This window comes from Pseudomonas sp. TMB3-21 (assembly GCF_054898145.1).
Genome location: NZ_CM142718.1, coordinates 1,964,374 through 1,987,898 on the forward strand (window position 1 = coordinate 1,964,374; position 23,525 = coordinate 1,987,898).

The following is a 23,525-nucleotide window of genomic DNA, read 5'->3' on the forward strand; positions in this document are numbered from 1 at the left end:
TTCGAACAACAAAAACAACATTCGACGATGCACTTTGAGGACTACAACAATGATTATTTACGGTGTGGCATTTCTCGCCTTTTGTACCCTGGCCGGTATTTTTATTGGCGAACTGCTCGGCAAGCTGATTGGCGTGCCGGCGAACGTGGGTGGCGTCGGTATTGCGATGTTGCTGCTGATCGGGCTTGGCAGCTATCTCTACAAGACCGGCTGGCTCAAAGGCAAGACCGAGCAGGGCGTGGAGTTCTGGAGTGCGATTTACATCCCGATCGTGGTCGCCATGGCTGCGCAGCAAAACGTTTATGGAGCGCTCAAGGGTGGGCCGATGGCGATCCTGGCCGGTACGGTGGCCGTGGTCATTGCCTTCGCGTTGGTGCCGGTGCTGGTGCGCATTGGCAACAAGGCGCCAGAAACCGTCACTCCACCAAACACAATCGGGTGATCGCCATGTACGAATCGTTGATGAAGGTGATTACCGGGTACGGATTGATCAGTGGGTTTGCCATTGTCGGCGTCACCATGTGGGTGTCCTACTGGATTTCCAACACATTCACCAAAGGCCGCCTGCACGGCTCGGCCATCGCCATTCTGCTCGGCCTGCTCCTTTCTTACGTCGGGGGTGCGCTGACCGGTGGGCAAAAAGGTGTGGTCGACATTCCGCTGCTCTCGGGCATCGGCCTGCTCGGCGGCGCCATGTTGCGTGACTTCGCGATCGTCGCCACGGCCTTCGGTGTGAGTGTCGATGAACTCAAACGCGCTGGCCTCGTCGGGGTGCTGGCGCTGTTCGTCGGCGTCGGCACGTCATTCATCGCGGGCGTCTCGGTGGCCATGGCGTTTGGTTATACCGATGCGGTCAGCCTGACCACCATTGGCGCGGGCGCTGTGACCTACATCGTCGGGCCGGTGACAGGCGCGGCCATTGGTGCCAGTTCGGAAGTCATGGCGCTGTCGATTGCGGCGGGGCTGATCAAGGCGATTCTGGTAATGGTGATGACGCCATTCGTGGCGCCCATGATCGGGTTGAACAATCCGCGCAGCGCGGTGATCTTCGGTGGGTTGATGGGCACCTCCAGCGGCGTGGCCGGCGGATTGGCGGCGACGGATCCGAAACTGGTGCCCTATGGTTGCCTGACCGCAGCGTTCTACACCGCGCTCGGCTGCCTGCTCGGGCCTTCGCTGCTGTACCTGATCATGCGCGGGTTGATCGGGTAGGTCTCGACCGGGCGGGCGCCTTCGCGGGCAAGCCCGCTCCCACATTGGAATGCGTTCCCCTGTGGGAGCGAGCTTGCTCGCGAAGGGCGCGGCGCGGTCTCAGGCCTGCCGATTGGCATACATCCGACATTCCGCCAAAAGCGCCAACAGATTCGGATCACGCTCCTTGGCCTTCAGAAACACCACGCCAATGTGCTGCTGCAATCGATACTTTTCCTGCAGTGGAATCAGCTTCACGCGGTTTTCATACACCGCCGCAATCCGCCCTGGCAGCAACGCATAACCCACCCCGGAACTGACCATGCTCAGCAGGGTGAAGATGTCGTTGACCTGCATCGCTACCTTCGGTTCGAATCCCGCCTGCTTGAATACTCGATTGCCATCCTGGTGCGTGGCGAAGCCTTGGGTCAGGGTAATGAACGTCTCGTCGCGGACTTCGGCAAGATCGACTTCAGAGCGTTGAGCAAACCTGGAATCTGCTGGCGTGGCGAGGAAGATGTCATCGGAGAACAGCGGAATCTGCTCGCAGTCCGGGTCGTTGACGCTGTCGTTCAGCGACACCAGAATCGCGTCGACTTCCATGTTCCTGAGCTTGTACAGCAAATCGAAATTCGAGCCGAGGATCAGATCGATGTTGAGTTCGCTGCGGCGGATTTTCAGGCCCATGATCAGCTGGGGCACGGTCTTCACTGTCAGCGAATACAACGAGCCCAACTTGAAGCGTTCTGCGGAGAAGCCAGCCGCTTCGCGGGTCAGACGCACGCTTTCGACCACGTCCTGGATCAGCTTTTGCGCCCGTTCTTCCAGCACGTAGGCGCTTTCCAGTGGCGTGAGGTTGCGGCCTTCGTGCTTGAACAGTGGACACCGCAGGGCGCTTTCAAGGGAATGGATTGCCCGGTGCACGCTGACGTTGCTGGTCTGCAATTCGGCGGCGGCGCGGGCGAGATTGCCGGTGCGCATGAAGGCGAGGAACACCTCGAGTTTTTTCAGGGTCAACTCTTCGTCGATCAACATGGGTGTGACTCTTATTCGAATGACTCGATTGTGCACGCATACGATGTTATGTAGCAGCTATGTAGGGAGCTGCCTCGTGAAACGAGGCTGCGATCTTTGGATCTTGAATAAATCGCAGCCTCGTTTCACTAGACGGCTCCTACGGTTTGCGCGATTTTGCAGTAAATTTTGAGGTGAGTAATACATGTATCACGGGGAAAAACTGAACGCCTGGACGCATTTGGTCGGGGCGGTGGCGGCGACGATCGGCGCGGTGTGGATGCTGGTGATCGCCAGCATGGATGGCAGCCCGTGGAAAATCGTCAGCGTGGCGATTTACGGGTTTACCTTGATGGTGCTCTACAGCGCTTCGACCGTTTACCACAGCGTGCGCGGGCGCAGAAAAGCCATCATGCAAAAGGTCGATCACTTTTCGATTTACCTGCTGATTGCCGGCAGCTATACGCCGTTCTGCCTGGTGACCTTGCGCGGGCCGTGGGGCTGGACGTTGTTCGGAATTGTGTGGGGGTTGGCGCTGATCGGCATCCTGCAGGAGATCAAGCCGCGGTCGGAGGCGCGAGTGCTGTCGATCGTGATTTATGCGGTGATGGGCTGGATCGTGTTGATCGCCGTCAAGCCGCTGCTGGCGGCGCTGGGCAGCACCGGTTTCGCGTGGCTGGCGTCGGGCGGTATCTTGTACACGGTGGGGATCATCTTTTTTGCCCTGGATCACCGGTTGCGGCATGCGCACGGGATCTGGCATTTGTTTGTCATCGCCGGGAGCGTGCTGCACTTTGTGGCGATTCTGTTTTATGTTTTGTGAATAGAAGATCAAAAGATCGCAGCCTGCGGCAGCTCCTACATGGATCGCATTCCCCCGTAGGAGCTGCCGCAGGCTGCGATCTTTTAATTTAGAAATCCCCCCAAAGCTGCTGGGCAACCGCCAACGCCACCACCGGCGCGGTTTCGGTGCGCAATACTCGCGGCCCAAGGCGGGCGGCATGGAAACCAGCGCCCTTGGCCTGATCGACCTCGGCATCGGTAAGTCCGCCCTCGGGCCCGACCAAAAATGCCAGCGTTGCCGGTTTTGCATGACTCACCAACGGCTCTGCCACCGGGTGCAGCACCAGCTTCAACTCGGCTTCAGTCTGCTTCAACCAGTCCGCCAGCAGCAGCGGCGGATGGATCACCGGCACGCGCGAACGCCCGCATTGTTCGCAGGCGCTGATCGCCACCTGGCGCCAGTGCATCAGACGTTTGTCGGCGCGTTCGTCCTTGAGGCGGACTTCGCAGCGATCGCTGAAGATCGGGGTGATTTCGTTGACGCCCAACTCCGTGGCTTTTTGAATCGCCCAGTCCATCCGTTCGCCACGGGACAGGCCCTGGCCAAGGTGAATCTGCAGCGGCGACTCGACTTGCCCGGCGAAGCTTTCATCAATCTGCACGACGATGCGTTTCTTGCCGACCTCAGCCAGCGTCGCGCGAAACTCGTTGCCCGAGCCGTCGAATAATTGCACGGCATCGCCCTCGGCCATGCGCAGCACGCGGCTGATGTAATGGGCCTGGGCTTCGGGCAATTCGTGTTCGCCAGTGCTCAGGGGGGCGTCGATAAAAAAGCGGGACAGTCTCATGCTGGGTCTCGAGCAATTGATTCAGAAATACGTTTGTGGCGGGCGTCTGTGGCGAGGGGATTTAGCGAACGTCGCACCGCCCCGCTGGGCTGCGAAGCGGCCCCAAAAGATGGGACTGCCGCGCAGTCCACGGGGATAAATCCCCTCGCCAAAATAAATCCCCTTAAAACCGGGGGGCTGTGACGGGCTCTAGCCCGGATCACGGAAGCCCGGATGAAAATTTTCCGGCACCGACACACTGACGCCCTCACGGGTGGCAATATCGATCCCTTCGCTAGCCACTTCAGCCAGAAAATCGATCTGCTGCGGCGTGATCACATAAGGCGGCAGGAAATACACCACGCTGCCCAACGGCCGCAGCAAGGCGCCACGCTCCAGTGCATGCTGAAAAACCTTCAGGCCACGGCGTTCCTGCCACGGATAGGCTTCTTTTGTCGCCTTGTCCTTGACCATCTCGATGGCCAGCACCATGCCGGTCTGACGCACTTCCGCCACGTTCGGGTGATCGGCGAGGTGCGCGGTCGAGGTCGCCATGCGCTGGGCAAGGGCCTTGTTGTTTTCGATCACATCGTCTTCTTCGAAGATATCCAGCGTCGCCAACGCCGCCGCGCACGCCAGCGGGTTGCCGGTGTAGCTGTGCGAATGGAGGAAGGCGCGCAGGGTCGGGTAGTCGTCGTAAAACGCGCTGTAGACATCTTCGGTCGTGATACACGCCGCCAGCGGCAAATACCCACCGGTCAGGGCTTTGGACAAACACAGGAAATCGGGGCGAATGCCGGCCTGTTCACAGGCAAACATGGTGCCGGTGCGGCCGAAGCCGACAGCGATTTCATCGTGGATCAAGTGCACCCCGTAACGGTCGCAGGCTTCGCGCAGCAGCTTCAGATATACCGGATGATACATGCGCATGCCGCCGGCGCCCTGGATCAACGGTTCGACAATCACCGCCGCCACTGTGTCGTGATTCTCGGCCAGGGTCTGTTCCATCACGGCGAACAGGTTGCGCGAGTGTTCTTCCCAGCTCATGCCTTGTGGGCGCAAATAGCAATCGGGGCTTGGCACCTTGATCGTATCGAGCAGCAACGCTTTATAGGTTTCGGTGAACAGCGGCACGTCGCCTACCGACATCGCCGCCATGGTTTCGCCGTGGTAACTGTTGGTCAGCGTGACGAAGCGCTTCTTGTTCGGCTGGCCGCGATTGAGCCAGTAGTGAAAGCTCATTTTCAGCGCGACTTCGATGCAGGACGAACCGTTATCGGCGTAGAAGCACCGGGTCAGGCCCTCTGGTGTCATCTTCACCAGACGCTCGGACAGTTCGATCACCGGCTGATGGCTGAAACCGGCGAGGATCACGTGCTCCAGTTGATCGACCTGATCCTTGATACGCTGGTTGATCCGCGGGTTGGCATGGCCGAACACGTTGACCCACCAGGAGCTGACCGCGTCGAGGTAGCGCTTGCCCTCGAAATCTTCAAGCCATACGCCTTCACCGCGTTTGATCGGGATCAGCGGCAGTTGCTCGTGGTCTTTCATCTGGGTGCAGGGATGCCACAGCACCGCGAGGTCGCGTTGCATCCACTGATTGTTCAAGCCCATGTTCTGTCTCCTCGAGGCGATCCGCGCCGGGCGCGGCCATGCAGTCGCGCAAGCCTATGCAATGCGTCGCCCGGGAACAACCTATTGTATTGAACGAACTACTTTGAACAGGCCGATAGACGTTGCTGGCGGCCATTTGATGGCTGACGTATTCTTCGCTGCTCTTGGAGTCGTCTGACTCGCAAAACCGTTATTTCTTACGTTATTTCCGGAGTTCGCTGAATGTCTGCTGCTTGGCTGCGCGCCTGTGCGCTGGTGATATTGGGGCTGTTCAGCGTGTCCGCGCTGGCCAAGGATAAAACAGCCATCGTGATTGGCGGCGGCCTGTCCGGCCTGACAGCCGCTTATGAACTGCAGAACAAAGGCTGGCAGGTGACGTTGCTGGAAGCCAAGCCGAGCCTGGGCGGTCGCTCCGGCATGGCCAGCAGCGAGTGGATCGGCAACGACAAGACGCAACCGGTGCTGAACAAATACGTCTCGACGTTCAAGCTGAGCACCACGCCGGCGCCGGAGTTCGTGCGTACACCCAGCTACCTGATCGACGGCGTGTATTACACCGCTGCCGACCTGGCCACCAAGGAACCGGCGACGGCCGAAGCGCTCAAGCGCTACGAAAAAACCGTCGACGATCTCGCGCGCTCTATCGAGGATCCGCAGAACCCGGCAGCCAACAACACGCTGCATGCGCTGGATCAGATCAACGTCTCCAACTGGCTTGATCGCCTGACCTTGCCTGCCACGGCTCGGCAGCTGATCAATCAGCAGATTCGTACCCGCTATGACGAACCTTCGCGCCTGTCGCTGCTGTATTTCGCACAGCAGGGTCGCGTCTATCAGGGCGTTTCCGACCGTGATTTGCGTGCTTCGCGCCTGCTCGGCGGCAGCCCGGTGCTGGCTCAGGCGTTCGTTAAACAGCTGAAAACCATCAAGACCAGCTCGCCGGTGTCGGCCATCATCCAGTCCAAGGACAGTGTTACGGTCAAAGTCGGCAGCGTCGGCTATCAGGCGGATTACGTGGTAGTAGCGGTACCGTTGCGCGCGCTGAACAAGATCCAGATGACTCCCGCGCTGGATGCCCAGCATCTGGGCGCGATCAAAGGCACCAATTACGGATGGCGTGACCAGGTCCTGTTGAAATTCAAGACGCCGGTGTGGGAAAGCAAGGCGCGCATGTCCGGCGAGATCTACAGCAACACCGGTCTGGGCATGTTGTGGGTAGAACCGGCGCTGAAAGGCGGCGCCAACGTGGTGATCAACCTCTCGGGCGACAACGCGCGGGTGATGCAGGCATTTGGCGACAAGCAGATGGCCGATCAGGTGCTGATTCGCATGCACGCGTTTTATCCACAGGCGCGCGGTTCGTTCACCGGTTACGAAATTCGTCGCTACAGCACCGACCCGTCGATGGGCGGCGCTTACCTGGCCTACGGTCCGGGCCAGATCAGCAAGTACTGGCGCCTGTGGGAGCGCCCGCTGCAACGTGTAGCGTTCGCCGGCGAACACACCGACACCTTGTACCCGGGCACGCTGGAAGGCGCATTGCGCACCGGTCAGCGCGCGGCAATTCAAGTTGAAGACCTGGCAGCCGGCAAGTCGTTTGAGCCGGCGAAGGTGGTGCCTGCGGCGACGGCGGCGGCAGCAGGCGCAGTAGCGGCGAAGAAGGGCAACTTCTTCACGAATCTGTTTGGTGGTTCTTCGGACGAGGACAAGAAGCCAGAGCCAGTGAAGACCGCAGCGCCAGTGGCTCCGGTTGCACCAGCACCTGCGCCAGCACCGGTTCCGGCGCCTGCACCGGTCGAAGCGCCGAAACCTGCAGCGCCGGTGAAAACCGAGCCGGCTAAAAAAGCCCCGGCCAAGGCGCCAGTGAAAAAGCCAGCGGCGAAAACCGAGGCCAAGAAGGCGCCGGCGAAAGCACCGGTGAAGAAGGCAGAGCCGGCGAAAAAGCCAGCGGCCAAACCGGCGGCGACGACTGAGACCAACGCTCAGTAACGTTCAGCCTCACGAAAAGCGCGGCCCTGGGGTCGCGCTTTTTTTTTGCTCGGATTCCAGCCAGAGACATCGAACACGCTGCCTGCACCTATCAAATCTATCGGTCCTACAGGCTCCAGCGCGATATCAGAGGCGTCCCACAGGCGTATCGCAATGGGGCGATTGATAGGGGCCAGCATGGAGTTCTATGTTCTTCAAAAACCTGGAGAGCACCGTGAAGATACTGGCAGCAATAGCGATATTGGTCCCCCTGTATGGATGCGTGGTAGATGAACCTAAGCTGGCTGGTTATTCGGGCACTCAACTGGCTCGCAAATGCCTGCTGGATCCGTACAACTTGATTGCATGCATCCTCCTGCGGTCTTTCATAACTAGCAGGAGGTTTTTGCTCAACGTTGATTCACCGGGCGGGCGTGCATGGCAGCTTCACCCGCCACTCACACATTGCCTTTCCCACTAACATCCAGCCACAAAATCGCCTTTAATCTTTCCTTAACTCCCTTATTTCAGACTCTTGATCGTATTTCTCGATATTTCAAAGCGAAATTTTCCGCTTTAATTCGATAGATAACTCGATAGTCTTGGTCGCAGTTCTCACAGGATTTGGGCAATGCAGCTACGTAACTCTTCTTCGCGCTATGGTTGGGTCAGCATTTTCATGCATTGGGCGGTGGCCTTGGCAGTGTTTGGTTTGTTCGCATCGGGCTTGTGGATGGTCGGTCTCGACTACTACAGCACCTGGCGCAAAGATGCGCCGGAGCTGCACAAAAGCGTCGGTCTGGTGTTGCTGGCCGTGATGATTCTTCGGGTGCTCTGGCGCTTCGTCAGCCCTCCGCCGTCTACGCTGGAAAGCTATAGCCGCATGACGCGCATCGGCGCGAAATTCGGCCATTCCTTTCTGTACCTCGGTCTGTTCGCTGTGATGATTGCCGGTTACCTGATTTCCACCGCAGACGGTGTCGGGATTCCGGTGTTTGGATTGTTTGAAGTACCTGCACTGGTTTCCGGACTACCGGATCAGGCAGACACCGCAGGTTTGATTCATTTCTATCTGGCGTGGGTACTGGTAATTTTTTCCGGGCTCCATGCGTTGGCAGCATTGAAACACCACTTTATCGACCGTGATGCGACCCTGAATCGAATGCTCGGTCGCAAAGCCTGAAGTTCAACCTCGACTCCAAAGGAATAGAAAGCATGTTGAAAAAGACCCTCGCCGCTCTGGCAATCGGTTCCGCGCTGCTGTCCGCAGGTCACGTCATGGCGGCTGACTACATCGTCGACAAGGAAGGCCAGCACGCCTTCGTTGACTTCAAGGTCAGCCACCTGGGCTACAGCTTCATCACCGGTACCTTCAAGGACATCGACGGCAAGTTCAGCTTCGACGCGGCCAAGCCTGAAGACAGCAAAATCGAGTTCAACGTGAACACCGCCAGCGTGTTCACCAACCATGCCGAGCGCGACAAGCACATCGCCAGCGGTGATTTCCTGAACGCGGGCAAATTCGGCAAGGCCACGTTCGTTTCCACCAGCGTCAAGTCCACCGGCAAGAACGCTGCGGGTAAAGACACTGCAGACGTGACTGGCGATCTGACTCTGCTAGGCGTGACCAAGCCAATCGTGGTCAAGGCCACTTTCCTGGGTGAAGGCAAGGATCCATGGGGCGGCTACCGTGCCGGCTTCGAAGGCACCACCAGCATCAAGCGTTCCGATTTCGGCAAGCAGAAAGACCTGGGCGCAGCGTCCGATGCAGTAGAGTTGTACGTTACGTTTGAAGGTGTGAAAGCGAAGTAACTTTCGCGACTGAATCAAAACGCCCCCGGTCTTGCGATCGGGGGCGTTTTTTTGCCTGCCACAAGCCATATGGACGATGAGATCTCCTTGTGGGAGCGGGCTTGCTCGCGAAAGCGCCGGGTCAGCCGTCATCAATGCTGAATGTTCAACCGCTTTCCCGAGCAAGCCCGCTCCCACAATGAATCCAGGTGGGCCGCAGCCTGTGTGAATGGCCGTTTATGAGAAACAAAAATGCCCCGAATCTCGCGATCCGGGGCATTTTTCATGGCGGGGAAAATCAGCGATTGCGGGTCAGCAATGCCGGTTTCTCACCACGTGGACGGCCTGGCAGTTGATCAAGTTGTTCAGGCGTCGGGAAACGATCGGTTTTCGACTCCTTATGAATGATCTTCGGTGCCGGGCCGCGCGGGTTTTGCACCGCTGGCTCTGAAAGGGGCTTGTCGTCACGGGCTGGGCGACGGCTGCGGCCTTCTTCGCGGCGGGCCTGACCGTCACGTGGTGCGCCGTTGCGTGGGCCGCTGCGCTTGGCGGGCGGGGTGCCAGTGCTGGCGCCGTCGCTGCTGCGTGGACCGCTTTGCCGACCCTGTGGCTTGCCGCCGCGTGGAGCACCTGCGCCTGCAGTTGCACCTGCTGCCGTGCCAGGTGCCGGGGCACCCGGACGGCGACCACGGCCTTGGGCCGGTTTGGCTTGCGGAACGTAGTCAACGCGATTACCGAAATTATCGATGTCGTCGTCGAGGAACTCATCCGGGGCGCGATCAGCGGAAGCCGCACGTGGCGCCGGGCGCTGTTGCTCGCGCGCCGGTGTGCCTTCGCGCGGTTTGTGCTCACGCGCCGGACGATCGCCACGGCCAGTGGCAGCAGGTTTTTCCTTGCCGCCCTTGTCCTTGCCTTTGTCCTTGCGACCGCCGCCACCGCCACCGCCGTTCGGACCATCGCCGCGCGGGCCACGTGGATTGCGCGGGTTACGCACATCCGGACGCTCGCGGGCTTCAGGCTTCTCGGCTTCTACAGCGCTGGAGTCGAAACCCATCAGATCGCCATCGGCAATCTTCTGCTTGGTCATGCGCTCGATGCTTTTGAGCAGCTTCTCTTCGTCTGGCGCAACCAGCGAGATCGCTTCGCCCGAACGACCGGCACGGCCGGTACGGCCGATACGGTGAACGTAATCTTCATCGACGTTCGGCAGTTCGAAGTTGACCACGTGTGGCAACTGGTCGATGTCCAGACCACGAGCGGCGATATCGGTCGCCACGAGGATGCGCACTTCACCGGCCTTGAAGTCGGCCAGGGCTTTGGTCCGCGCGTTCTGGCTCTTGTTGCCGTGGATCGCGACGGCGGTCAGGCCGTGTTTGTCCAGGTACTCGGCCAGACGGTTGGCGCCGTGTTTGGTACGAGTGAACACCAGCACCTGTTCCCAGGCGCCTGCGGTGATCAAGTGCGCCAGCAGCGAACGCTTGTGGTTGGCCGGCAGACGGAAAACACGCTGTTCAATGCGCTCGACCGTAGTATTCGGCGGCGTGACTTCAATGCGTTCCGGGTTATGCAGGAGCTTGCCGGCGAGGTCGGTGATGTCTTTGGAGAACGTCGCCGAGAACAGCAGGTTCTGCCGCTTGCTCGGCAGACGGGCCAGCACCTTCTTCACGTCATGGACAAAGCCCATGTCGAGCATGCGGTCGGCTTCGTCCAGCACGAGGATTTCCACGTGGGAAAGGTCAACGCTGCCTTGACCGGCGAGGTCGAGCAGTCGGCCCGGGCAGGCCACCAGCACGTCGACACCACGGGACATGGCCTGAACCTGCGGGTTCATGCCCACGCCGCCGAAGATGCAGGCGCTGACGAATTTCAGGTCACGGGCATAGACCTTGAAGCTTTCGTGTACTTGAGCCGCCAGTTCGCGGGTCGGCGTCAGGACCAGCACGCGGGGTTGGCGTGGACCGTGGCGCTGGGATTTGTCCGGGTGACCGTTGGGGAACAACCGCTCCAGAATCGGAAGGGCGAAGCCGCCGGTTTTACCAGTACCTGTCTGAGCCGCAACCATCAGGTCGCGACCTTGCAACACGGCGGGAATGGCCCGCTGTTGCACCGGAGTAGGCTCGGTGTAGCCCGCCGCCTCGATGGCACGGACTAAAGCCTCGGAGAGACCGAGGGAAGCAAAGGACATGAGTAATCCTGTTTTAGTTAGGGCTTGGCCCAATGGGAGTCTTGCCTGGCGCGAATGGCGTTTAAGAGGAACGCAATCCCGTCCGGTCCTGCTGGGTCACGAAGGCTTGTCTGGAGTGCTCGCGCGGGCTGCAAAGCTGCGCTGTAGCGGGGTCGAGATGCCTTAAACGGTTCCAAGCGTCCGGGCGTGAGCCTGGCGGGAAGGCCGGAGTATAACAGAGCAATCACTGCGCGCCGCTTTCCTGCTGCTCAACGGTTTTTTTCGATGCTGTTCGTCACCTTGGCGGCGTTCGCGCCGGCAGCTGGCCCGGCTTCGTATCGCGCGCTCAGTTCCGCATAGGCGGGCTCACGTTTGAAGCGCTTGAGTTCGGCACCAAAGCGCTGCACCAGCAGGTCCATGCCGGCATTGCGGCGCACTGCCAGAAACTGACTCTGCTGGCTGATGATGGTGGGATTTTCACTGATCTGGTCGCGGATATTCAGTTCGTCGAGCAAGTGCTGGCCGACGCGGCGGTCGGTGATCAGCAAGTCGATACGTCCCCGCACCAGTTTGCCGAAATTGGCTTCATGGCTGGGCGCGGACTCACGGGTGAACAGCGTCGAATTACGAAAGTCATCACTGTAGAGGTAGCCCGGCGAGGTACCGACAGTCAGGCCGCGCAGGTCTTCAAGGGTGCGGAACGGATGAGGGCGCTCGTTGGCGTAGAACATCACGAACTGCACTTCGGACAATGGCTCGCTCGGGTAGAGCAGGGACGCATCGCGCTCGGGGCTGTGGAAAATGTCCAGCGCGCCGTCGGCCTGGCCTTGCTCGAGCATGGACAGACAGCGCTTCCAGGGCAGGAATTGCCAATCCACTTCGATGCCCAGTCGTTTGAAGACGATCGCCGTCGTTTCATAATCCAGGCCCAGTGCTTTGCCGTCTTGTTCATAGACATAGGGGGCCCATGGCTCGGTGACGATGCGCAGTTTCTCGCCCCGGGCAGTTACGCTCAGGCAAGTGAATAGCAGCACGGTGAGTAACTGGGCAATCCAAGGCATGGCTGGAGATTACGACGAGAAACCGCAAAGAGCCAGAATCCGCATGCACAAGCTCTATCTCCGTGTGTTGCTTCACATTTTAAGCAGCGAAAAAGCAAAAAATCGCCGCCTCATTTCACCTTGGGGCCCGTAGGAGCTGTCGAGTAAAACGAGGCTGCGATCTCTTGATCTTGCTTGGTGCTCTCAGCATGAAGCTTGCAGCTGCTTCACCGCGGCAACTGCAAATTATTCCACACCGCCAGACTCGCTTCAGCCTGGTTCAACGTGTAGAAGTGCAACCCGGGAGCGCCGCCCTGCAACAGGCGTTCGCACATTTCGGTGATGACCTGCTCACCAAAACGCTGAATGCTCGCGGTGTCATCGCCGTAAGCTTCCAGCTGCTTGCGGATCCAGCGCGGAATTTCCGCACCGCAGGCATCGGAGAAACGCGCGAGCTTGCTGTAATTGGTGATCGGCATGATCCCCGGCACGATCGGGATGTTCACGCCCAGCGCGCGCACTCGTTCGACAAAATAGAAATAGCTGTCGGCGTTGAAGAAGTACTGAGTGATCGCACTGTCCGCGCCAGCGTTGGCCTTGCGCACGAAGTTGGCCAGATCGTCTTCAAAATTGCGCGCTTGCGGATGCATCTCCGGGTAGGCGGCGACTTCGATGTGGAAATGGTCGGCGGTCTCTTCACGAATGAATTCAACCAGATCATTGGCGTGGCGCATTTCACCGCTGGCCATGCCCATGCCCGAAGGCAGGTCGCCGCGCAGCGCAACAATGCGTTTGATGCCAGCCGATTTGTATTGAGCGAGCAGGTCGCGCAGGTCGGCCTTGCTGTCGCCAACGCAGGACAGATGCGGGGCGGCAGGGACTTTGACTTCGCTTTCAAGCTGCAACACGGTGTTGAGCGTGCGATCGCGGGTCGAACCACCTGCGCCGTAAGTGCAGGAGAAGAAATCGGGGTTGTAGGTGGCCAACTGATGGGCAGTGGCGAGCAGCTTTTCATGCCCAGCGTCGGTCTTCGTAGGGAAGAACTCGAAGCTGTAGCGACGGTCTTGGGACATGGTCATATCCTTGGAAACACGTAAACCTGTTGGGTCGGTTTGTCTGCAATCGCCAGCAAGCCGGCTCCTACAGGTTGTCGGTGTACGTTGAAATTGCGTACACCGCGCAATTGTAGGAGCCGGCTTGCTGGCGATTCAGGCAACGCGGTAAATCAGAATACCGCGATCGCCAGTCAGCCGATCAGTAACGGTAAGCGTGCGGCTTGAACGGGCCTTCGACGGTGACGCCGATGTAATCAGCCTGTTGCTTGGTCAGCTGAGTGACCACGCCGCCGAAACCGCGGACCATTTCCAGGGCCACTTCTTCGTCGAGCTTCTTCGGCAGAACTTCAACGGTCAGGCGCTCGGCTTTCTGGGCTGGCGACAGGTCGGCGTACTTCTGGCCGAACAGGAAGATCTGCGCGAGCACCTGGTTGGCGAACGAACCGTCCATGATGCGGCTCGGGTGACCGGTGGCGTTACCCAGGTTCACCAGGCGGCCTTCAGCCAGCAGAATCAGGTAGTCATCGTTCTGCGCATCGAACGAACCAGGACCGGTGCGGTGGATCTTGTGAACTTGCGGCTTCACTTCTTCCCATGCCCAGTTCTTGCGCATGAAAGCGGTGTCGATTTCGTTGTCGAAGTGGCCGATGTTGCACACCACAGCGCGCTTCTTCAGCGCTTTGAGCATGTTCGAGTCGCACACATTGACGTTGCCGGTGGTGGTCACGATCAGGTCGATCTTGCCCAGCAGCGCTTTGTCGATGCTTGCTTCGGTGCCGTCGTTGATACCGTCGATGAACGGCGAAACCAGTTCAAAACCGTCCATGCAGGCTTGCATGGCGCAGATCGGGTCAACTTCGGACACTTTAACGATCATGCCTTCCTGACGCAGGGACTGAGCGGAGCCCTTGCCCACGTCACCGTAGCCGATGACCAGCGCTTGCTTGCCGGACAGCAGGTGGTCAGTACCGCGCTTGATCGCGTCGTTCAGGCTGTGACGGCAACCGTACTTGTTGTCGTTCTTGCTCTTGGTCACCGAGTCGTTGACGTTGATGGCCGGGATTTTCAGCTCGCCCTTGGCCAGCATGTCCAGCAGGCGGTGAACGCCGGTGGTGGTTTCTTCGGTCACGCCATGAACGCGATCGAGAATGGCCGGGTATTTCTTGTGCAGCAGCTCGGTCAGGTCGCCGCCGTCGTCGAGGATCATGTTGGCATCCCAAGGCGCGCCATCTTTGAGGATGGTTTGCTCCAGGCACCACTCGTACTCTTCTTCGGTTTCGCCTTTCCAGGCGTAAACCGCGATGCCCGCAGCGGCGATGGCAGCAGCGGCCTGGTCTTGAGTCGAGAAAATGTTGCAGGACGACCAACGCACTTCGGCACCCAGGGCAACCAGGGTTTCGATCAGCACGGCGGTCTGAATGGTCATGTGGATGCAGCCGAGGATCTTCGCGCCTTTGAGCGGTTGTTCGGCGGAATACTTGCGACGCAGACCCATCAGGGCCGGCATTTCGGATTCGGCGATGATGGTTTCGCGACGGCCCCAGGCAGCCAGGGACATGTCGGCAACTTTGTAATCGTTAAAATCTGCAGGCGTGATAACAGCGCTCATGAAGAGCCTCCATTCGTATGTATGCGAATGGGCGCCGTTGTGCGTTTAGTGTCTGGCCGTGGCCAGGCAACGCCCCATCCGAGCCTGACAGGTCGAACCTGCTGCAGCGCCCCTCGGACAGGTGGCGGGAAACGGACGTAAGTGAAAATGACCGTTCTGAAACGGTGGCGATTATAGCGGGCTATGCTGATCTTCCAAAGCGTTTCTATCGGTCAATGTCCGAACGGTAATCGAGACCATAGTCGATGCTCAATAGAGCTCTGGTCCGGGCTCTGCCATGATGACCGGCATCAATCGGCAAGACGGTCAGGAGTGAATATGAATTTCCACACCCGCAAATGGGTAAAACCCGAAGACCTCAACCCCAACGGCACGCTGTTCGGTGGCAGTCTGTTGCGCTGGCTCGACGAAGAAGCGGCGATCTACGCCATTGTGCAGCTGGGCAATCAGCGCGTGGTGACCAAGTACATCTCCGAAATCAACTTCGTCAGCGCATCCCGTCAGGGCGACATCATCGAACTGGGCATTACCGCCACCGAGTTCGGTCGCACCTCGATCACCCTGAAATGCGAAGTGCGCAACAAGATCACTCGCAAAAGCATCCTGACGGTGGAGAAAATCGTCTTCGTTAATCTGGGTGAAGACGGCCTGCCGGCACCGCACGGCCGCACCGAGATCAAATACGTCAAAGACCAGTTTGAGGATAAGGCCGAGTAACACGAGTCCGTAGGAGCCGGCTTGCTGGCGAAGGCGTCATCAGCATCACCGCAATAACCGCAATAACCGAGCCCAAGTCGATCGCCAGCAAGCCGGCTCCTACAGAAAGCTCTTTTGTTTTGCGCTCAGTGAACAGCTTCGAACCGCGCGTGTCGTACCTTCATCGCACGCCACCGGTTCCGGAGTTATATGGACACGCAAAAAGACGGCAAGACCCCGAACCTTTCGGCGCAAGAGAAACACGAGGTCGACAAAAATCAGCCACCGCGCGCTGCGGTGCTGCATGAAATTATCCGCAGCCAGGGCGATCAGGAGCTCGAACGCAGCGTCGCCGCCCTGTGGTGGTCGGCCTTGGCTGCCGGTTTGACCATGGGCCTGTCGCTGATGGCGATGGGGCTGCTCAATTCACGGCTGCCGGACGCCGAAGGCTTCAAGGTGATCGCCAGTTTTGGTTACTGCGCAGGCTTTCTTGCGGTGATTCTCGCCCGTCAGCAACTGTTCACAGAGAACACCTTGACGGCCGTACTGCCGGTCATGACCAAACCGACGCTGAACAATTTTGGCCGGTTGATGCGCCTCTGGTCAGTGGTGCTGGTGGGTAACCTTTGCGGCACGATACTGGTCGCTTACGTGATGTTGCACCTGCCGATTTTCGACACCAAGACCGACCTCGCTTTCCTCGAGATCGGCCGCAAGGTCATGGAAAACGATGCAGGCAAAATGTTCGCCAAAGGCATCATTTCCGGCTGGATGATCGCCACCATGGTCTGGATGATCCCGTCCATGGAAAGCGCCAAGATGTGGATTATCGTCCTCATCACCTACCTCATGGCGCTCGGCGATTTCACGCACATCGTGGTGGGTTCGGCGGAAGTGTCGTACCTGGTCTTCGCCGGCGAATTGCCCTGGAAGGATTTCTGGCTGATTTTCGCCGGGCCTACTTTGGCGGGCAATATCATCGGCGGCAGCTTCATCTTTGGCCTGATCAGCCATGCGCAGATTCGCAGTGAGAGTGGGCCGCCGAAGGAATCTGCGGATCAAGTCAAGAAGCCTGATCCGCAGGATCACAAAGCGTAATCAGTGATGCTCGGCCTGCGCCGCTGGCGCAGGCTCATCGCAGGTCACGCGCTTGACCAGCTTGCCAATCGTCAGGCCCTGCAACAGGATCGATGACAACACCACGATGTACGTGATGCTCAGCAACAGGTCTCGCTCCTCCCCCAATGGCAGGGCGAGCGCCAGTGCCACCGAGACACCCCCGCGCAAACCACCCCAGGTCAGAATCCGGATCGTTCCGCGCGGCACCGTGCGCCAGCGTCGCAACAGCAGGATGGCTGGCGCTACGGTCAACAAGCGTGACAGCAGAATGGCGATTGCCAGCAATCCAGCGGCGAAAACGTGCAACCAGTTGAACGGCAGCAGTAACAGCTCCATGCCGATCAGGGCGAACAGCAACGCATTGAGCATGTCGTCGAGCAGCTCCCAGAAACCGTCCAGGTACTTGCGCGTCATGTCGTTCATCGCCAGGTTGCGGCCCAGGTTGCCGATGATCAAACCGGCGACCACCATCGCAATCGGCGCCGATACATGCAGTTCGCTCGCCATGGCCGAGCCGCCGATCACCAGTGCCAGGGTCAGCATGACCTCGATCTGGTGCTGCTCGATGCTCTTGATCATCAGGTACACGAGATAACCGATCACCCCGCCGAACAGCGCGCCGCCAATCGCTTCGTGGGCGAACAGCATGGCCGTGGCGCCGAGGGTCGGAGTTTCACCCAGTTGCGCGATGCCCAGCAAGACGGTGAATACCACGACCGCAGTGCCGTCGTTGAACAGCGACTCACCGACGATGGTGGTTTTCAGCGGCTTGGATGCGTTGGCGGTGCGCAGCACGCCAAGCACGGCAATCGGGTCGGTCGGCGAGATCAAGGCGCCGAACAGCAGGCAGTACAGGAAACTCACGTGCCACCCGAACAGGGCAAAGATGTAATAGGCGAGGCTGCCGATCACGGCGGTCGCGATGAGTACGCCGAACGTCGCCAACAGCCCGATGGGCCAACGGTAGCTGCGCAAATCGTTGAGATTGACGTGCAGGGCGCCGGCAAACAGCAGGAACGACAGCATCCAGTTCATCAGCAGATCACCGAAGTCGATCTGGCCGATCAGCTGTTGAACACGTTCTTCCAGGCCGGGGTAGCCGAGCAGGCTCAGGCCTTGCAGCAACAAGGAAAACATCAGTGCAGTGACCATCACACCGATGGTCGGCGGCAGGCCGATGAAGCGGAAATTCACGTAAGTGAGGAGGGTGGTGAGGCAGATAAACGCAGCGACAAGCTCAAGCATCCGGGGTCCTTGGATGGGAGGTGGGTAGGAGGATTGTGTTTGGGCAGTTGAACCGCGTCAGCTTCATCGCGAGCAGGCTCGCTCCCACAGTGGATATTCGGTGGATGCACCATCGGGTGGCTACGCGAAACCCTGTGGGAGCGAGCTCTCACAGTGGATCTCCGGTGGATGCAGAACCCTGTGGGAGCCAGCCTGCTGGCGATTGCGGTGGCAGCCGTAACGTGAAGATTCAGCCGGTCACATTGACCGCAGCAGCACCGCGACGTTGCAGGTAAATGAACAGAAGCGCTGTCAGCACCGTCAAGCCGCTGACCAGTGCGCCCGTCCAGGGCAGGTCGGAAAGGTCGGCGCCGCTGGCGACCACGAGGCCGCCAATCCATGCACCCGCCGCGTTGCCGAGATTGAATGCGCTCTGGTTCAGCGTTGAACCGAGGTTGGGTGCTTCATGCGCCTGATCGATGATCAGCAATTGCAGAATCGGGCACAGCGCGAAGGCAAAGATCCCCCACAACACCAGCGTGATTGCGGCGGGGATGGCCGAGTGACTGGTCTGCGTAAACGCCGCCAATACGACTGCCGTCGCCAGCGCCATGCCCACCAGCGAAGGCAGCAAGCGACTGTCGGCCAGGCGTCCGCCGAGCATGCTGCCAGCGGTCAAGCCAACGCCGAACAACAGCAGCATGATCGTCACGCCGTGGGGGCTGACGCCGGTGATGTCCTGCAGAATCGGCGCGATATAAGTGAAGACGCTGAACAGACTGGTCGAGGCCAGCACGCTCATGCCCAGCGCCAACAGGACATTAACCTTGCCCAGCACTTTGAATTCGCTGGCGAGGTTGGCCTTGTCCATGGCGATGTCCTTGGGCAGCCAGAGCCATTGCGCGATGGCCGCGATCACCCCGATCACTGACACCGCCCAGAACGTCGAGCGCCAGCCGGCGTATTGCCCGAGTGCGGTGCCCAGCGGTACGCCGAGCACGTTGGCCAAGGTCAGGCCGGTGAACATCATGGCAATCGCTTGGGCCCGCTTGTTCGGCGCAACCAGGCCGGCGGCCACCACCGATCCGATGCCGAAGAACGCCCCGTGGCACAACGCAGTCACCACGCGGGCGGCCATCAGCGTGGCGTAGTTGGGCGCCAGCGCGCAAAGAATATTGCCAAGGATGAACATCAACGTCATGCCCAGCAGCGTGGCTTTGCGCGGCATGTTGGCGGTGCCGATCGCGAGGATCGGTGCGCCAAACACCACGCCCAGGGCGTAGCCGGTGATCAGCAGGCCGGCGTCGGGAATGCTCACGGCAAGGTCGCGGGCGACATCGGGCAACAGGCCCATGATGACGAATTCTGTGGTGCCGATACCGAAGGCGGCTACGGCGAGGGCAAATAAAGCGAGTGGCATGCGCAAGGTCTCTGTCGGTAGTCTTGACGCTTTGATCAGGCATACGCATGCCAGTGACCGCTCTCGACGAGAACGGACAAAGACAGGAATTATTGGAATTAGTCTGTGCGCAACTGAATGCGGCGTGGTCGCGTGCAGTATAAACAGCTGCTGACATATCGCGAACCAATTATGCATCCACTGCGCTGTAGGAGCCGGCTTGCTGGCGATGGCGATTTCAGAGACGCCATCGCCAGCAAGCCGGCTCCTACAGCGCAAGGTGGCAAAACAATAAGGAGTTTGCCGTGCTTGCGACGGCGTTGGTGTTGGTGGCGGCGCTGTTGCACGCGGCGTGGAATACCCTGATTAAATTCAGCGCCGAACGGCTGCTGGTGGTGGCGTGCATGGACAGCGTGGCGCTGCTCGTGGTCGGCGTGGCACTGCCATTCGTGGCATTACCGCCTATTGAAATCTGGCCGTGGATTCTCGCTTCGGCGGCGTTCGAGTTGCTCTACCGCTACCTGTTGATCCAGGCCTATCGCGTCGGCGATCTCGGTCTGGTGTATCCGTTGATGCGCGGTTTATCGCCGCTGGTGGTGCTGGCCTTGACGCTGATCTTTGCCGGCGAAGTGCTGACCAATCAGCAAATATTCGGAATTCTGCTGATCCCGTTCGGCATGCTCTGCCTGCTGTGGCAGGGCGGTGGAGGCGCACGCTTGCCGTGGACAATGTTGCCAGTGGTGGCGCTGATCGGCCTGTGCATCGGCTGCTACACCTACATCGACGGCCAGGCTCTGCGGCGTTGGTCGCACCCGCTGGACTACCTGGTCTGGGTCACGTTGCTCAGCGCCTGGCCATTCCCGTTACTGGCGTGGGTGCGCAAGCGGCCGGCGTTCAAGGTGTTCTGGCGCGAGCAATGGCGCCTGGGGCTGGCGGTCGGGTTTTGCGTATTGTTCAGCTACGCTCTGGTGTTGTGGGCCATGCAACTGGGCTCGATTGCCGAAGCGGCGGCGTTACGCGAGATTAGTGTCATTCTGGTCGTGCTGTTCGGCATGCGTTACTTGAAAGAACCTTTCGGCAGACCGCGGCTCTTAGCCTGTGGACTGGTATTGATCGGCATATTGGTGATGAAGTTTTGACTGGCTCAGCGTCGACGAAGTCTCGACGCTCGACAACTTGAAGAAGGGATTGCTCTATGACGGTAGCTCTGTGGTGCATTTTGATCGCGATTTTCCTGCCTTATGTGTGCACGGTCGTGGCCAAGATCAGTGGAGGTTTCAGGATCAAGGACAACCATGATCCACGGGATTTCATGGAATCGCTGAACGGTCTGGGTCGACGCGCGCACGCCGCGCAATTGAACAGTTTTGAAGTGACCCCGGCATTTGCTGCGGCGGTGATCGTTGCGCACCTGGCGGGCAACGCGGAGCTGGTGACGATCAATGTGCTGTCGGTGGTGTTTATCACCAGCCGCTTGCTCTACATCATTTGCTATCTGGCGGATTGGGCGATCTTGCGCTCGTTGGTGTGGTTTGTGGGGATGGGGTTGATTGTGAGTTTGTTTGTGGTGTCTGCCTGAGATATCTGCGCTGTTAGTGACGACCCCTTCGCGAGCAAGCCCGCTCCCACAGGTATTGCGCAAATCCTGTGGGAGCGGACTTACTCGCGAAAGCTATCGATCAAACGCTGCAGCACTCAAGGCTTGGCTTTCACCGCATCCGCCACCTGAGGCACTTGCGGTAACGCCGCGCCTTTAGGCCACAGCATCCAGATCTGCCCCTGCTGTTTCATGTCGCCGGCCAACTGACCGGCCGCCTCACCGGTACCCCAGAACAAGTCTGCACGAACCTCGCCGGCAATCGCGCCGCCCGTGTCCTGAGCCGCCACCGGTCGTACCAGCGCGGTGCCATCCGGTTTGGTCGTGGACAGCCACAACAGACTGCCCAGTGGTATCACCTTGCGATCCACTGCAGCGCTATATCCCGCAGTCAGCGGCACGTTCAATGAGCCGCGAGGGCCTTCGTTGCTATCAGGGTTTTGCGTGAAAAACACGTAGCTCGGATTGCTGCCGAGCAATTCGGGGATGCGCGATGGATTGGCCTTGGCCCAGTCGCTGATCGCGCCCATGGTCACGTCTTCTTTCTTCAATTCGCCTTGCTCGATCAGCCAGCGGCCGATTGGCCGATAGGGGTGGCCATTCTGATCCGCGTAGGCGATGCGCAACTGCCGGCCACTGTCGAGCTGGACTCGGCCAGAACCCTGAATCTGCAGAAACTGCAGGTTCATCGGGTCGGTCAACCACGCAACCACGGGCGCCTTGACGCCTTTGGTTCCGATTGTTGCCGCGTCGTCGTAAGGTTTGAGCACGCGGCCTTCGAGTCGCCCGCGCAGGCGTTTGCCTTTCAGCTCCGGGTAGAGGCTGTCCAGTGAGACAATGATCATGTCTTCCGGCACCCCGTACACCGGAATATTGGCGACGCTGGTCTGAGTCAGGCTGCCGGGGTAAACCGGCTCGTAGTAACCGGTGATCAAGCCGTTGGGGTTGTCCTTGGCGGCGCGCAAACCGTAGACATCGAGGTTCTGTTTGAGAAAGCCTCGAATGTCGTTGGCGGTCTGCGGCACATTGGCGGCGGCTGCACAGGTGGCGCCCCAGACCGGGTCGGCCTTGAGTCGTGTGCAGGCGCTGCGCCACGAACCGAAGCCGGCAACCAGGTCGGCGTCGGTCACCGCTGGCAGAGCCTCCCAAGTGGCGCTGGCATAGGTCGCCAAGGCGTGGGTTTTTGGTTTTTCGGGATCGCCACCGGTGCAGCCTGCGAGCACGGCCACCATCGGGAAAGTCCAGGCCAGGCTGGGGCGCCATGCCTTGAAACGGCTGTTCATGGAGTGATTCCTTAGTCGGTCGTGTGAGTGCTCCATGCGCTCAGACAACCCGTAATGATAATAGGGCTATTGGTGTTTGCCGGTGACGCGAGGATACTGGCGGCCGTTTCCGTGACCAGAAGCCACCATGACTTTTAAAAGAATGTCCGTTGTATTGCTGGCCTGCCTGACGCTGTCTGCGTGCGGTGGTGTCGACCCCAATTCGCCGCTGGGACAGCGCAAAGCGATCTTCAAGCAGATGCTCAAAACAGGGGAAGACCTTGGCGGGATGTTGCGTGGGCGCATTGCGTTTGACGGTGCAAAATTCGCCGACGGCGCGGTGAAGCTTGATGCGTTGTCCCATGAGCCGTGGAAACATTTTCCACAGGTTCGCGAGGAAGATCACACCAGCGCCACCGATGATGTCTGGAAGAAACAGGCGCGCTTTCAGGAAATGGCCCGCAATCTTGAGGCGGCCACCGGTGAACTGGTGATCGCCAGCAAGGTGCAGCCTTACAAGGTCAGCAACCTGGGGCCTGCGGTGCAGAAAGTCGAAGATGCCTGTAGTGCGTGCCATAAAGAGTTTCGCGATCATTGATAGGCGATACATTCCGGTGGCGAGGGGGTTTAGAGAAACGTCCCACTGCTCCGTTGGGCGGCGAAGCAGCCCTAGAGCGTGGCTCTTCTGCAGGCCGCTCTCCCGGGTACGACCGCTGCGTTGCTGACGGGGGCAAGCCCCCTCGCCACATAAGCCCGTCGCTCACACCGGGGTTTACTTATCCAGTTCGTCGAGTGCTTTCTGCAATTCCTTGCGCGACTCGGCGAGTTTGTCTTTGCGTTTGTTGATCCGCTCCGGATCGCCTTTCTTCATCGCTTTGTCGAGGTCTGCCTGACGTTCGCTGACTTCGTGCTTGGCGTCGAGCACCTTGTTTTCACGTTCTTTCTTCAACGAAGCGTCGGTGCAATGGGCGGTGACTTCGCTCAGCGCCTTTTCCAGGCCTGCTTGCTGCTCGGTGTTGCCGTGGGATTTGGCCTGCTCGATCTGAGTGACGATGGTCTGCTTCTTGGCGGCGCAACCGGTGACGGCCGGGGCTTCTTCAGCGGCCATTAATGGAGTGGCCAGCGCGCTGCAAAGGGTCAACAGGGCAAGCGGTGAAAATCGTTTCATA

21 protein-coding genes, 1 pseudogene and 1 riboswitch are annotated in these 23,525 nt (G+C 59.4%); of the genes and pseudogenes, 11 read left to right on the forward strand and 11 right to left on the reverse strand.

The genetic code is table 11. The annotated features are described in order from the left end of the window. The first annotated feature begins 49 nt into the window (after nucleotides 1–49). A complete protein-coding gene (madL, locus tag ACYZTS_RS09095) occupies nucleotides 50–442 on the forward strand; it encodes a malonate transporter subunit MadL (protein ID WP_028623264.1) in 393 nt (130 codons plus the stop codon). A 5-nt stretch (nucleotides 443–447) separates the two neighbouring features. Further along, nucleotides 448–1,212, forward strand: coding sequence for a malonate transporter subunit MadM (gene madM / locus ACYZTS_RS09100; RefSeq protein WP_028623265.1), 765 nt, complete (start codon nucleotides 448–450; stop codon nucleotides 1,210–1,212). A 99-nt stretch (nucleotides 1,213–1,311) separates the two neighbouring features. Here madM and ACYZTS_RS09105 read toward each other — a convergent pair whose 3' ends face one another. Beyond that, the gene (locus ACYZTS_RS09105; RefSeq protein ID WP_028623266.1) at nucleotides 1,312–2,226 is read right to left on the reverse strand and encodes a LysR family transcriptional regulator; all 915 of its coding nucleotides are present in this window, start codon (nucleotides 2,224–2,226) and stop codon (nucleotides 1,312–1,314) included. 184 nt (nucleotides 2,227–2,410) lie between these two features. On the opposite strand from ACYZTS_RS09105, the gene trhA reads away from it, so the two are divergent. Next, nucleotides 2,411–3,028, forward strand: a complete 618-nt coding sequence (gene trhA / locus ACYZTS_RS09110) for a PAQR family membrane homeostasis protein TrhA (RefSeq protein ID WP_461995438.1) — start codon at nucleotides 2,411–2,413, stop codon at nucleotides 3,026–3,028. Between the two features lie 88 nt (nucleotides 3,029–3,116). On the opposite strand, the gene ACYZTS_RS09115 is transcribed toward trhA, so the two are convergent. Then, a complete protein-coding gene (locus ACYZTS_RS09115) occupies nucleotides 3,117–3,836 on the reverse strand; it encodes a 16S rRNA (uracil(1498)-N(3))-methyltransferase (RefSeq protein WP_461995440.1) in 720 nt (239 codons plus the stop codon). Between the two features lie 189 nt (nucleotides 3,837–4,025). Further along, on the reverse strand, nucleotides 4,026–5,432 hold the full coding sequence (locus ACYZTS_RS09120) for an adenosylmethionine--8-amino-7-oxononanoate transaminase (protein WP_461995442.1): 1,407 nt from the start codon (nucleotides 5,430–5,432) through the stop codon (nucleotides 4,026–4,028). 222 nt (nucleotides 5,433–5,654) lie between these two features. On the opposite strand from ACYZTS_RS09120, the gene ACYZTS_RS09125 reads away from it, so the two are divergent. From ACYZTS_RS09125 to ACYZTS_RS09135, 3 genes are all read left to right on the forward strand, one after another. Next, on the forward strand, nucleotides 5,655–7,421 hold the full coding sequence (locus ACYZTS_RS09125; protein ID WP_461995444.1) for a flavin monoamine oxidase family protein: 1,767 nt from the start codon (nucleotides 5,655–5,657) through the stop codon (nucleotides 7,419–7,421). Nucleotides 7,422–8,031: 610 nt separating this feature from the next. Then, a complete protein-coding gene (locus tag ACYZTS_RS09130) occupies nucleotides 8,032–8,583 on the forward strand; it encodes a cytochrome b (protein ID WP_461995446.1) in 552 nt (183 codons plus the stop codon). 32 nt (nucleotides 8,584–8,615) lie between these two features. Beyond that, nucleotides 8,616–9,212, forward strand: a complete 597-nt coding sequence (locus tag ACYZTS_RS09135; protein WP_461995448.1) for a YceI family protein — start codon at nucleotides 8,616–8,618, stop codon at nucleotides 9,210–9,212. Nucleotides 9,213–9,489: 277 nt separating this feature from the next. Here ACYZTS_RS09135 and ACYZTS_RS09140 read toward each other — a convergent pair whose 3' ends face one another. The 4 genes and pseudogenes from ACYZTS_RS09140 to ahcY all read right to left on the reverse strand — a co-directional run bounded on the left by ACYZTS_RS09140 (nucleotide 9,490) and on the right by ahcY (nucleotide 15,059). Then, nucleotides 9,490–11,376: a DEAD/DEAH box helicase gene (locus tag ACYZTS_RS09140; protein ID WP_028623274.1), complete on the reverse strand. Its 1,887-nt coding sequence runs from the start codon at nucleotides 11,374–11,376 to the stop codon at nucleotides 9,490–9,492. Between the two features lie 223 nt (nucleotides 11,377–11,599). Continuing rightward, nucleotides 11,600–12,416: pseudogene (locus ACYZTS_RS09145) on the reverse strand (substrate-binding periplasmic protein). A gap of 206 nt (nucleotides 12,417–12,622) precedes the next feature. Beyond that, entirely contained in the window at nucleotides 12,623–13,468 is an 846-nt protein-coding gene (gene metF / locus ACYZTS_RS09150) for a methylenetetrahydrofolate reductase [NAD(P)H] (protein WP_461995450.1), read from the reverse strand. A 181-nt stretch (nucleotides 13,469–13,649) separates the two neighbouring features. Continuing rightward, complete coding sequence (ahcY, locus tag ACYZTS_RS09155; RefSeq protein ID WP_461995452.1) at nucleotides 13,650–15,059, reverse strand: adenosylhomocysteinase; 1,410 nt, start codon at nucleotides 15,057–15,059, stop codon at nucleotides 13,650–13,652. Nucleotides 15,060–15,081: 22 nt separating this feature from the next. Next, a riboswitch (S-adenosyl-L-homocysteine riboswitch) is annotated at nucleotides 15,082–15,180 on the reverse strand. Nucleotides 15,181–15,377: 197 nt separating this feature from the next. On the opposite strand from ahcY, the gene ACYZTS_RS09160 reads away from it, so the two are divergent. Together ACYZTS_RS09160 and ACYZTS_RS09165 are read left to right on the forward strand one after the other, a co-directional pair. Continuing rightward, on the forward strand, nucleotides 15,378–15,776 hold the full coding sequence (locus tag ACYZTS_RS09160; RefSeq protein ID WP_028623277.1) for an acyl-CoA thioesterase: 399 nt from the start codon (nucleotides 15,378–15,380) through the stop codon (nucleotides 15,774–15,776). Between the two features lie 189 nt (nucleotides 15,777–15,965). Beyond that, complete coding sequence (locus ACYZTS_RS09165; protein WP_028623278.1) at nucleotides 15,966–16,853, forward strand: formate/nitrite transporter family protein; 888 nt, start codon at nucleotides 15,966–15,968, stop codon at nucleotides 16,851–16,853. Here the strand turns inward: ACYZTS_RS09165 and ACYZTS_RS09170 are convergent, their stop codons facing one another. Together ACYZTS_RS09170 and ACYZTS_RS09175 are read right to left on the reverse strand one after the other, a co-directional pair. Then, complete coding sequence (locus tag ACYZTS_RS09170; RefSeq protein WP_028623279.1) at nucleotides 16,854–18,119, reverse strand: cation:proton antiporter; 1,266 nt, start codon at nucleotides 18,117–18,119, stop codon at nucleotides 16,854–16,856. Between the two features lie 229 nt (nucleotides 18,120–18,348). Next, entirely contained in the window at nucleotides 18,349–19,518 is a 1,170-nt protein-coding gene (locus ACYZTS_RS09175) for an MFS transporter (protein ID WP_028623280.1), read from the reverse strand. Nucleotides 19,519–19,802: 284 nt separating this feature from the next. On the opposite strand from ACYZTS_RS09175, the gene ACYZTS_RS09180 reads away from it, so the two are divergent. Together ACYZTS_RS09180 and ACYZTS_RS09185 are read left to right on the forward strand one after the other, a co-directional pair. After that, on the forward strand, nucleotides 19,803–20,636 hold the full coding sequence (locus tag ACYZTS_RS09180; protein WP_461995456.1) for an EamA family transporter: 834 nt from the start codon (nucleotides 19,803–19,805) through the stop codon (nucleotides 20,634–20,636). 56 nt (nucleotides 20,637–20,692) lie between these two features. After that, on the forward strand, nucleotides 20,693–21,076 hold the full coding sequence (locus ACYZTS_RS09185) for an MAPEG family protein (protein WP_461995458.1): 384 nt from the start codon (nucleotides 20,693–20,695) through the stop codon (nucleotides 21,074–21,076). 116 nt (nucleotides 21,077–21,192) lie between these two features. On the opposite strand, the gene mltA is transcribed toward ACYZTS_RS09185, so the two are convergent. After that, nucleotides 21,193–22,377 (reverse strand): murein transglycosylase A, encoded by a 1,185-nt coding sequence (mltA, locus tag ACYZTS_RS09190; protein WP_461995460.1) that lies wholly within the window; start codon nucleotides 22,375–22,377, stop codon nucleotides 21,193–21,195. Between the two features lie 127 nt (nucleotides 22,378–22,504). On the opposite strand from mltA, the gene ACYZTS_RS09195 reads away from it, so the two are divergent. Further along, the gene (locus ACYZTS_RS09195) at nucleotides 22,505–22,954 is read left to right on the forward strand and encodes a c-type cytochrome (RefSeq protein WP_461995462.1); all 450 of its coding nucleotides are present in this window, start codon (nucleotides 22,505–22,507) and stop codon (nucleotides 22,952–22,954) included. A 174-nt stretch (nucleotides 22,955–23,128) separates the two neighbouring features. Here ACYZTS_RS09195 and ACYZTS_RS09200 read toward each other — a convergent pair whose 3' ends face one another. Continuing rightward, nucleotides 23,129–23,524: a DUF1090 domain-containing protein gene (locus tag ACYZTS_RS09200; protein WP_461995464.1), complete on the reverse strand. Its 396-nt coding sequence runs from the start codon at nucleotides 23,522–23,524 to the stop codon at nucleotides 23,129–23,131. Nucleotide 23,525 lies beyond the last annotated feature (1 nt).

Coding starts and splice junctions, on each gene's coding strand:
- madL (WP_028623264.1), top strand. CDS start 50: ATGATTATTTACGGTGTGGCATTTCTCGCCTTTTGTACCCTGGCCGGT.
- madM (WP_028623265.1), top strand. CDS start 448: ATGTACGAATCGTTGATGAAGGTGATTACCGGGTACGGATTGATCAGT.
- ACYZTS_RS09105 (WP_028623266.1), bottom strand. CDS start 2,226: ATGTTGATCGACGAAGAGTTGACCCTGAAAAAACTCGAGGTGTTCCTC.
- trhA (WP_461995438.1), top strand. CDS start 2,411: ATGTATCACGGGGAAAAACTGAACGCCTGGACGCATTTGGTCGGGGCG.
- ACYZTS_RS09115 (WP_461995440.1), bottom strand. CDS start 3,836: ATGAGACTGTCCCGCTTTTTTATCGACGCCCCCCTGAGCACTGGCGAA.
- ACYZTS_RS09120 (WP_461995442.1), bottom strand. CDS start 5,432: ATGGGCTTGAACAATCAGTGGATGCAACGCGACCTCGCGGTGCTGTGG.
- ACYZTS_RS09125 (WP_461995444.1), top strand. CDS start 5,655: ATGTCTGCTGCTTGGCTGCGCGCCTGTGCGCTGGTGATATTGGGGCTG.
- ACYZTS_RS09130 (WP_461995446.1), top strand. CDS start 8,032: ATGCAGCTACGTAACTCTTCTTCGCGCTATGGTTGGGTCAGCATTTTC.
- ACYZTS_RS09135 (WP_461995448.1), top strand. CDS start 8,616: ATGTTGAAAAAGACCCTCGCCGCTCTGGCAATCGGTTCCGCGCTGCTG.
- ACYZTS_RS09140 (WP_028623274.1), bottom strand. CDS start 11,376: ATGTCCTTTGCTTCCCTCGGTCTCTCCGAGGCTTTAGTCCGTGCCATC.
- metF (WP_461995450.1), bottom strand. CDS start 13,468: ATGTCCCAAGACCGTCGCTACAGCTTCGAGTTCTTCCCTACGAAGACC.
- ahcY (WP_461995452.1), bottom strand. CDS start 15,059: ATGAGCGCTGTTATCACGCCTGCAGATTTTAACGATTACAAAGTTGCC.
- ACYZTS_RS09160 (WP_028623277.1), top strand. CDS start 15,378: ATGAATTTCCACACCCGCAAATGGGTAAAACCCGAAGACCTCAACCCC.
- ACYZTS_RS09165 (WP_028623278.1), top strand. CDS start 15,966: ATGGACACGCAAAAAGACGGCAAGACCCCGAACCTTTCGGCGCAAGAG.
- ACYZTS_RS09170 (WP_028623279.1), bottom strand. CDS start 18,119: ATGCTTGAGCTTGTCGCTGCGTTTATCTGCCTCACCACCCTCCTCACT.
- ACYZTS_RS09175 (WP_028623280.1), bottom strand. CDS start 19,518: ATGCCACTCGCTTTATTTGCCCTCGCCGTAGCCGCCTTCGGTATCGGC.
- ACYZTS_RS09185 (WP_461995458.1), top strand. CDS start 20,693: ATGACGGTAGCTCTGTGGTGCATTTTGATCGCGATTTTCCTGCCTTAT.
- mltA (WP_461995460.1), bottom strand. CDS start 22,377: ATGAACAGCCGTTTCAAGGCATGGCGCCCCAGCCTGGCCTGGACTTTC.
- ACYZTS_RS09195 (WP_461995462.1), top strand. CDS start 22,505: ATGACTTTTAAAAGAATGTCCGTTGTATTGCTGGCCTGCCTGACGCTG.
- ACYZTS_RS09200 (WP_461995464.1), bottom strand. CDS start 23,524: ATGAAACGATTTTCACCGCTTGCCCTGTTGACCCTTTGCAGCGCGCTG.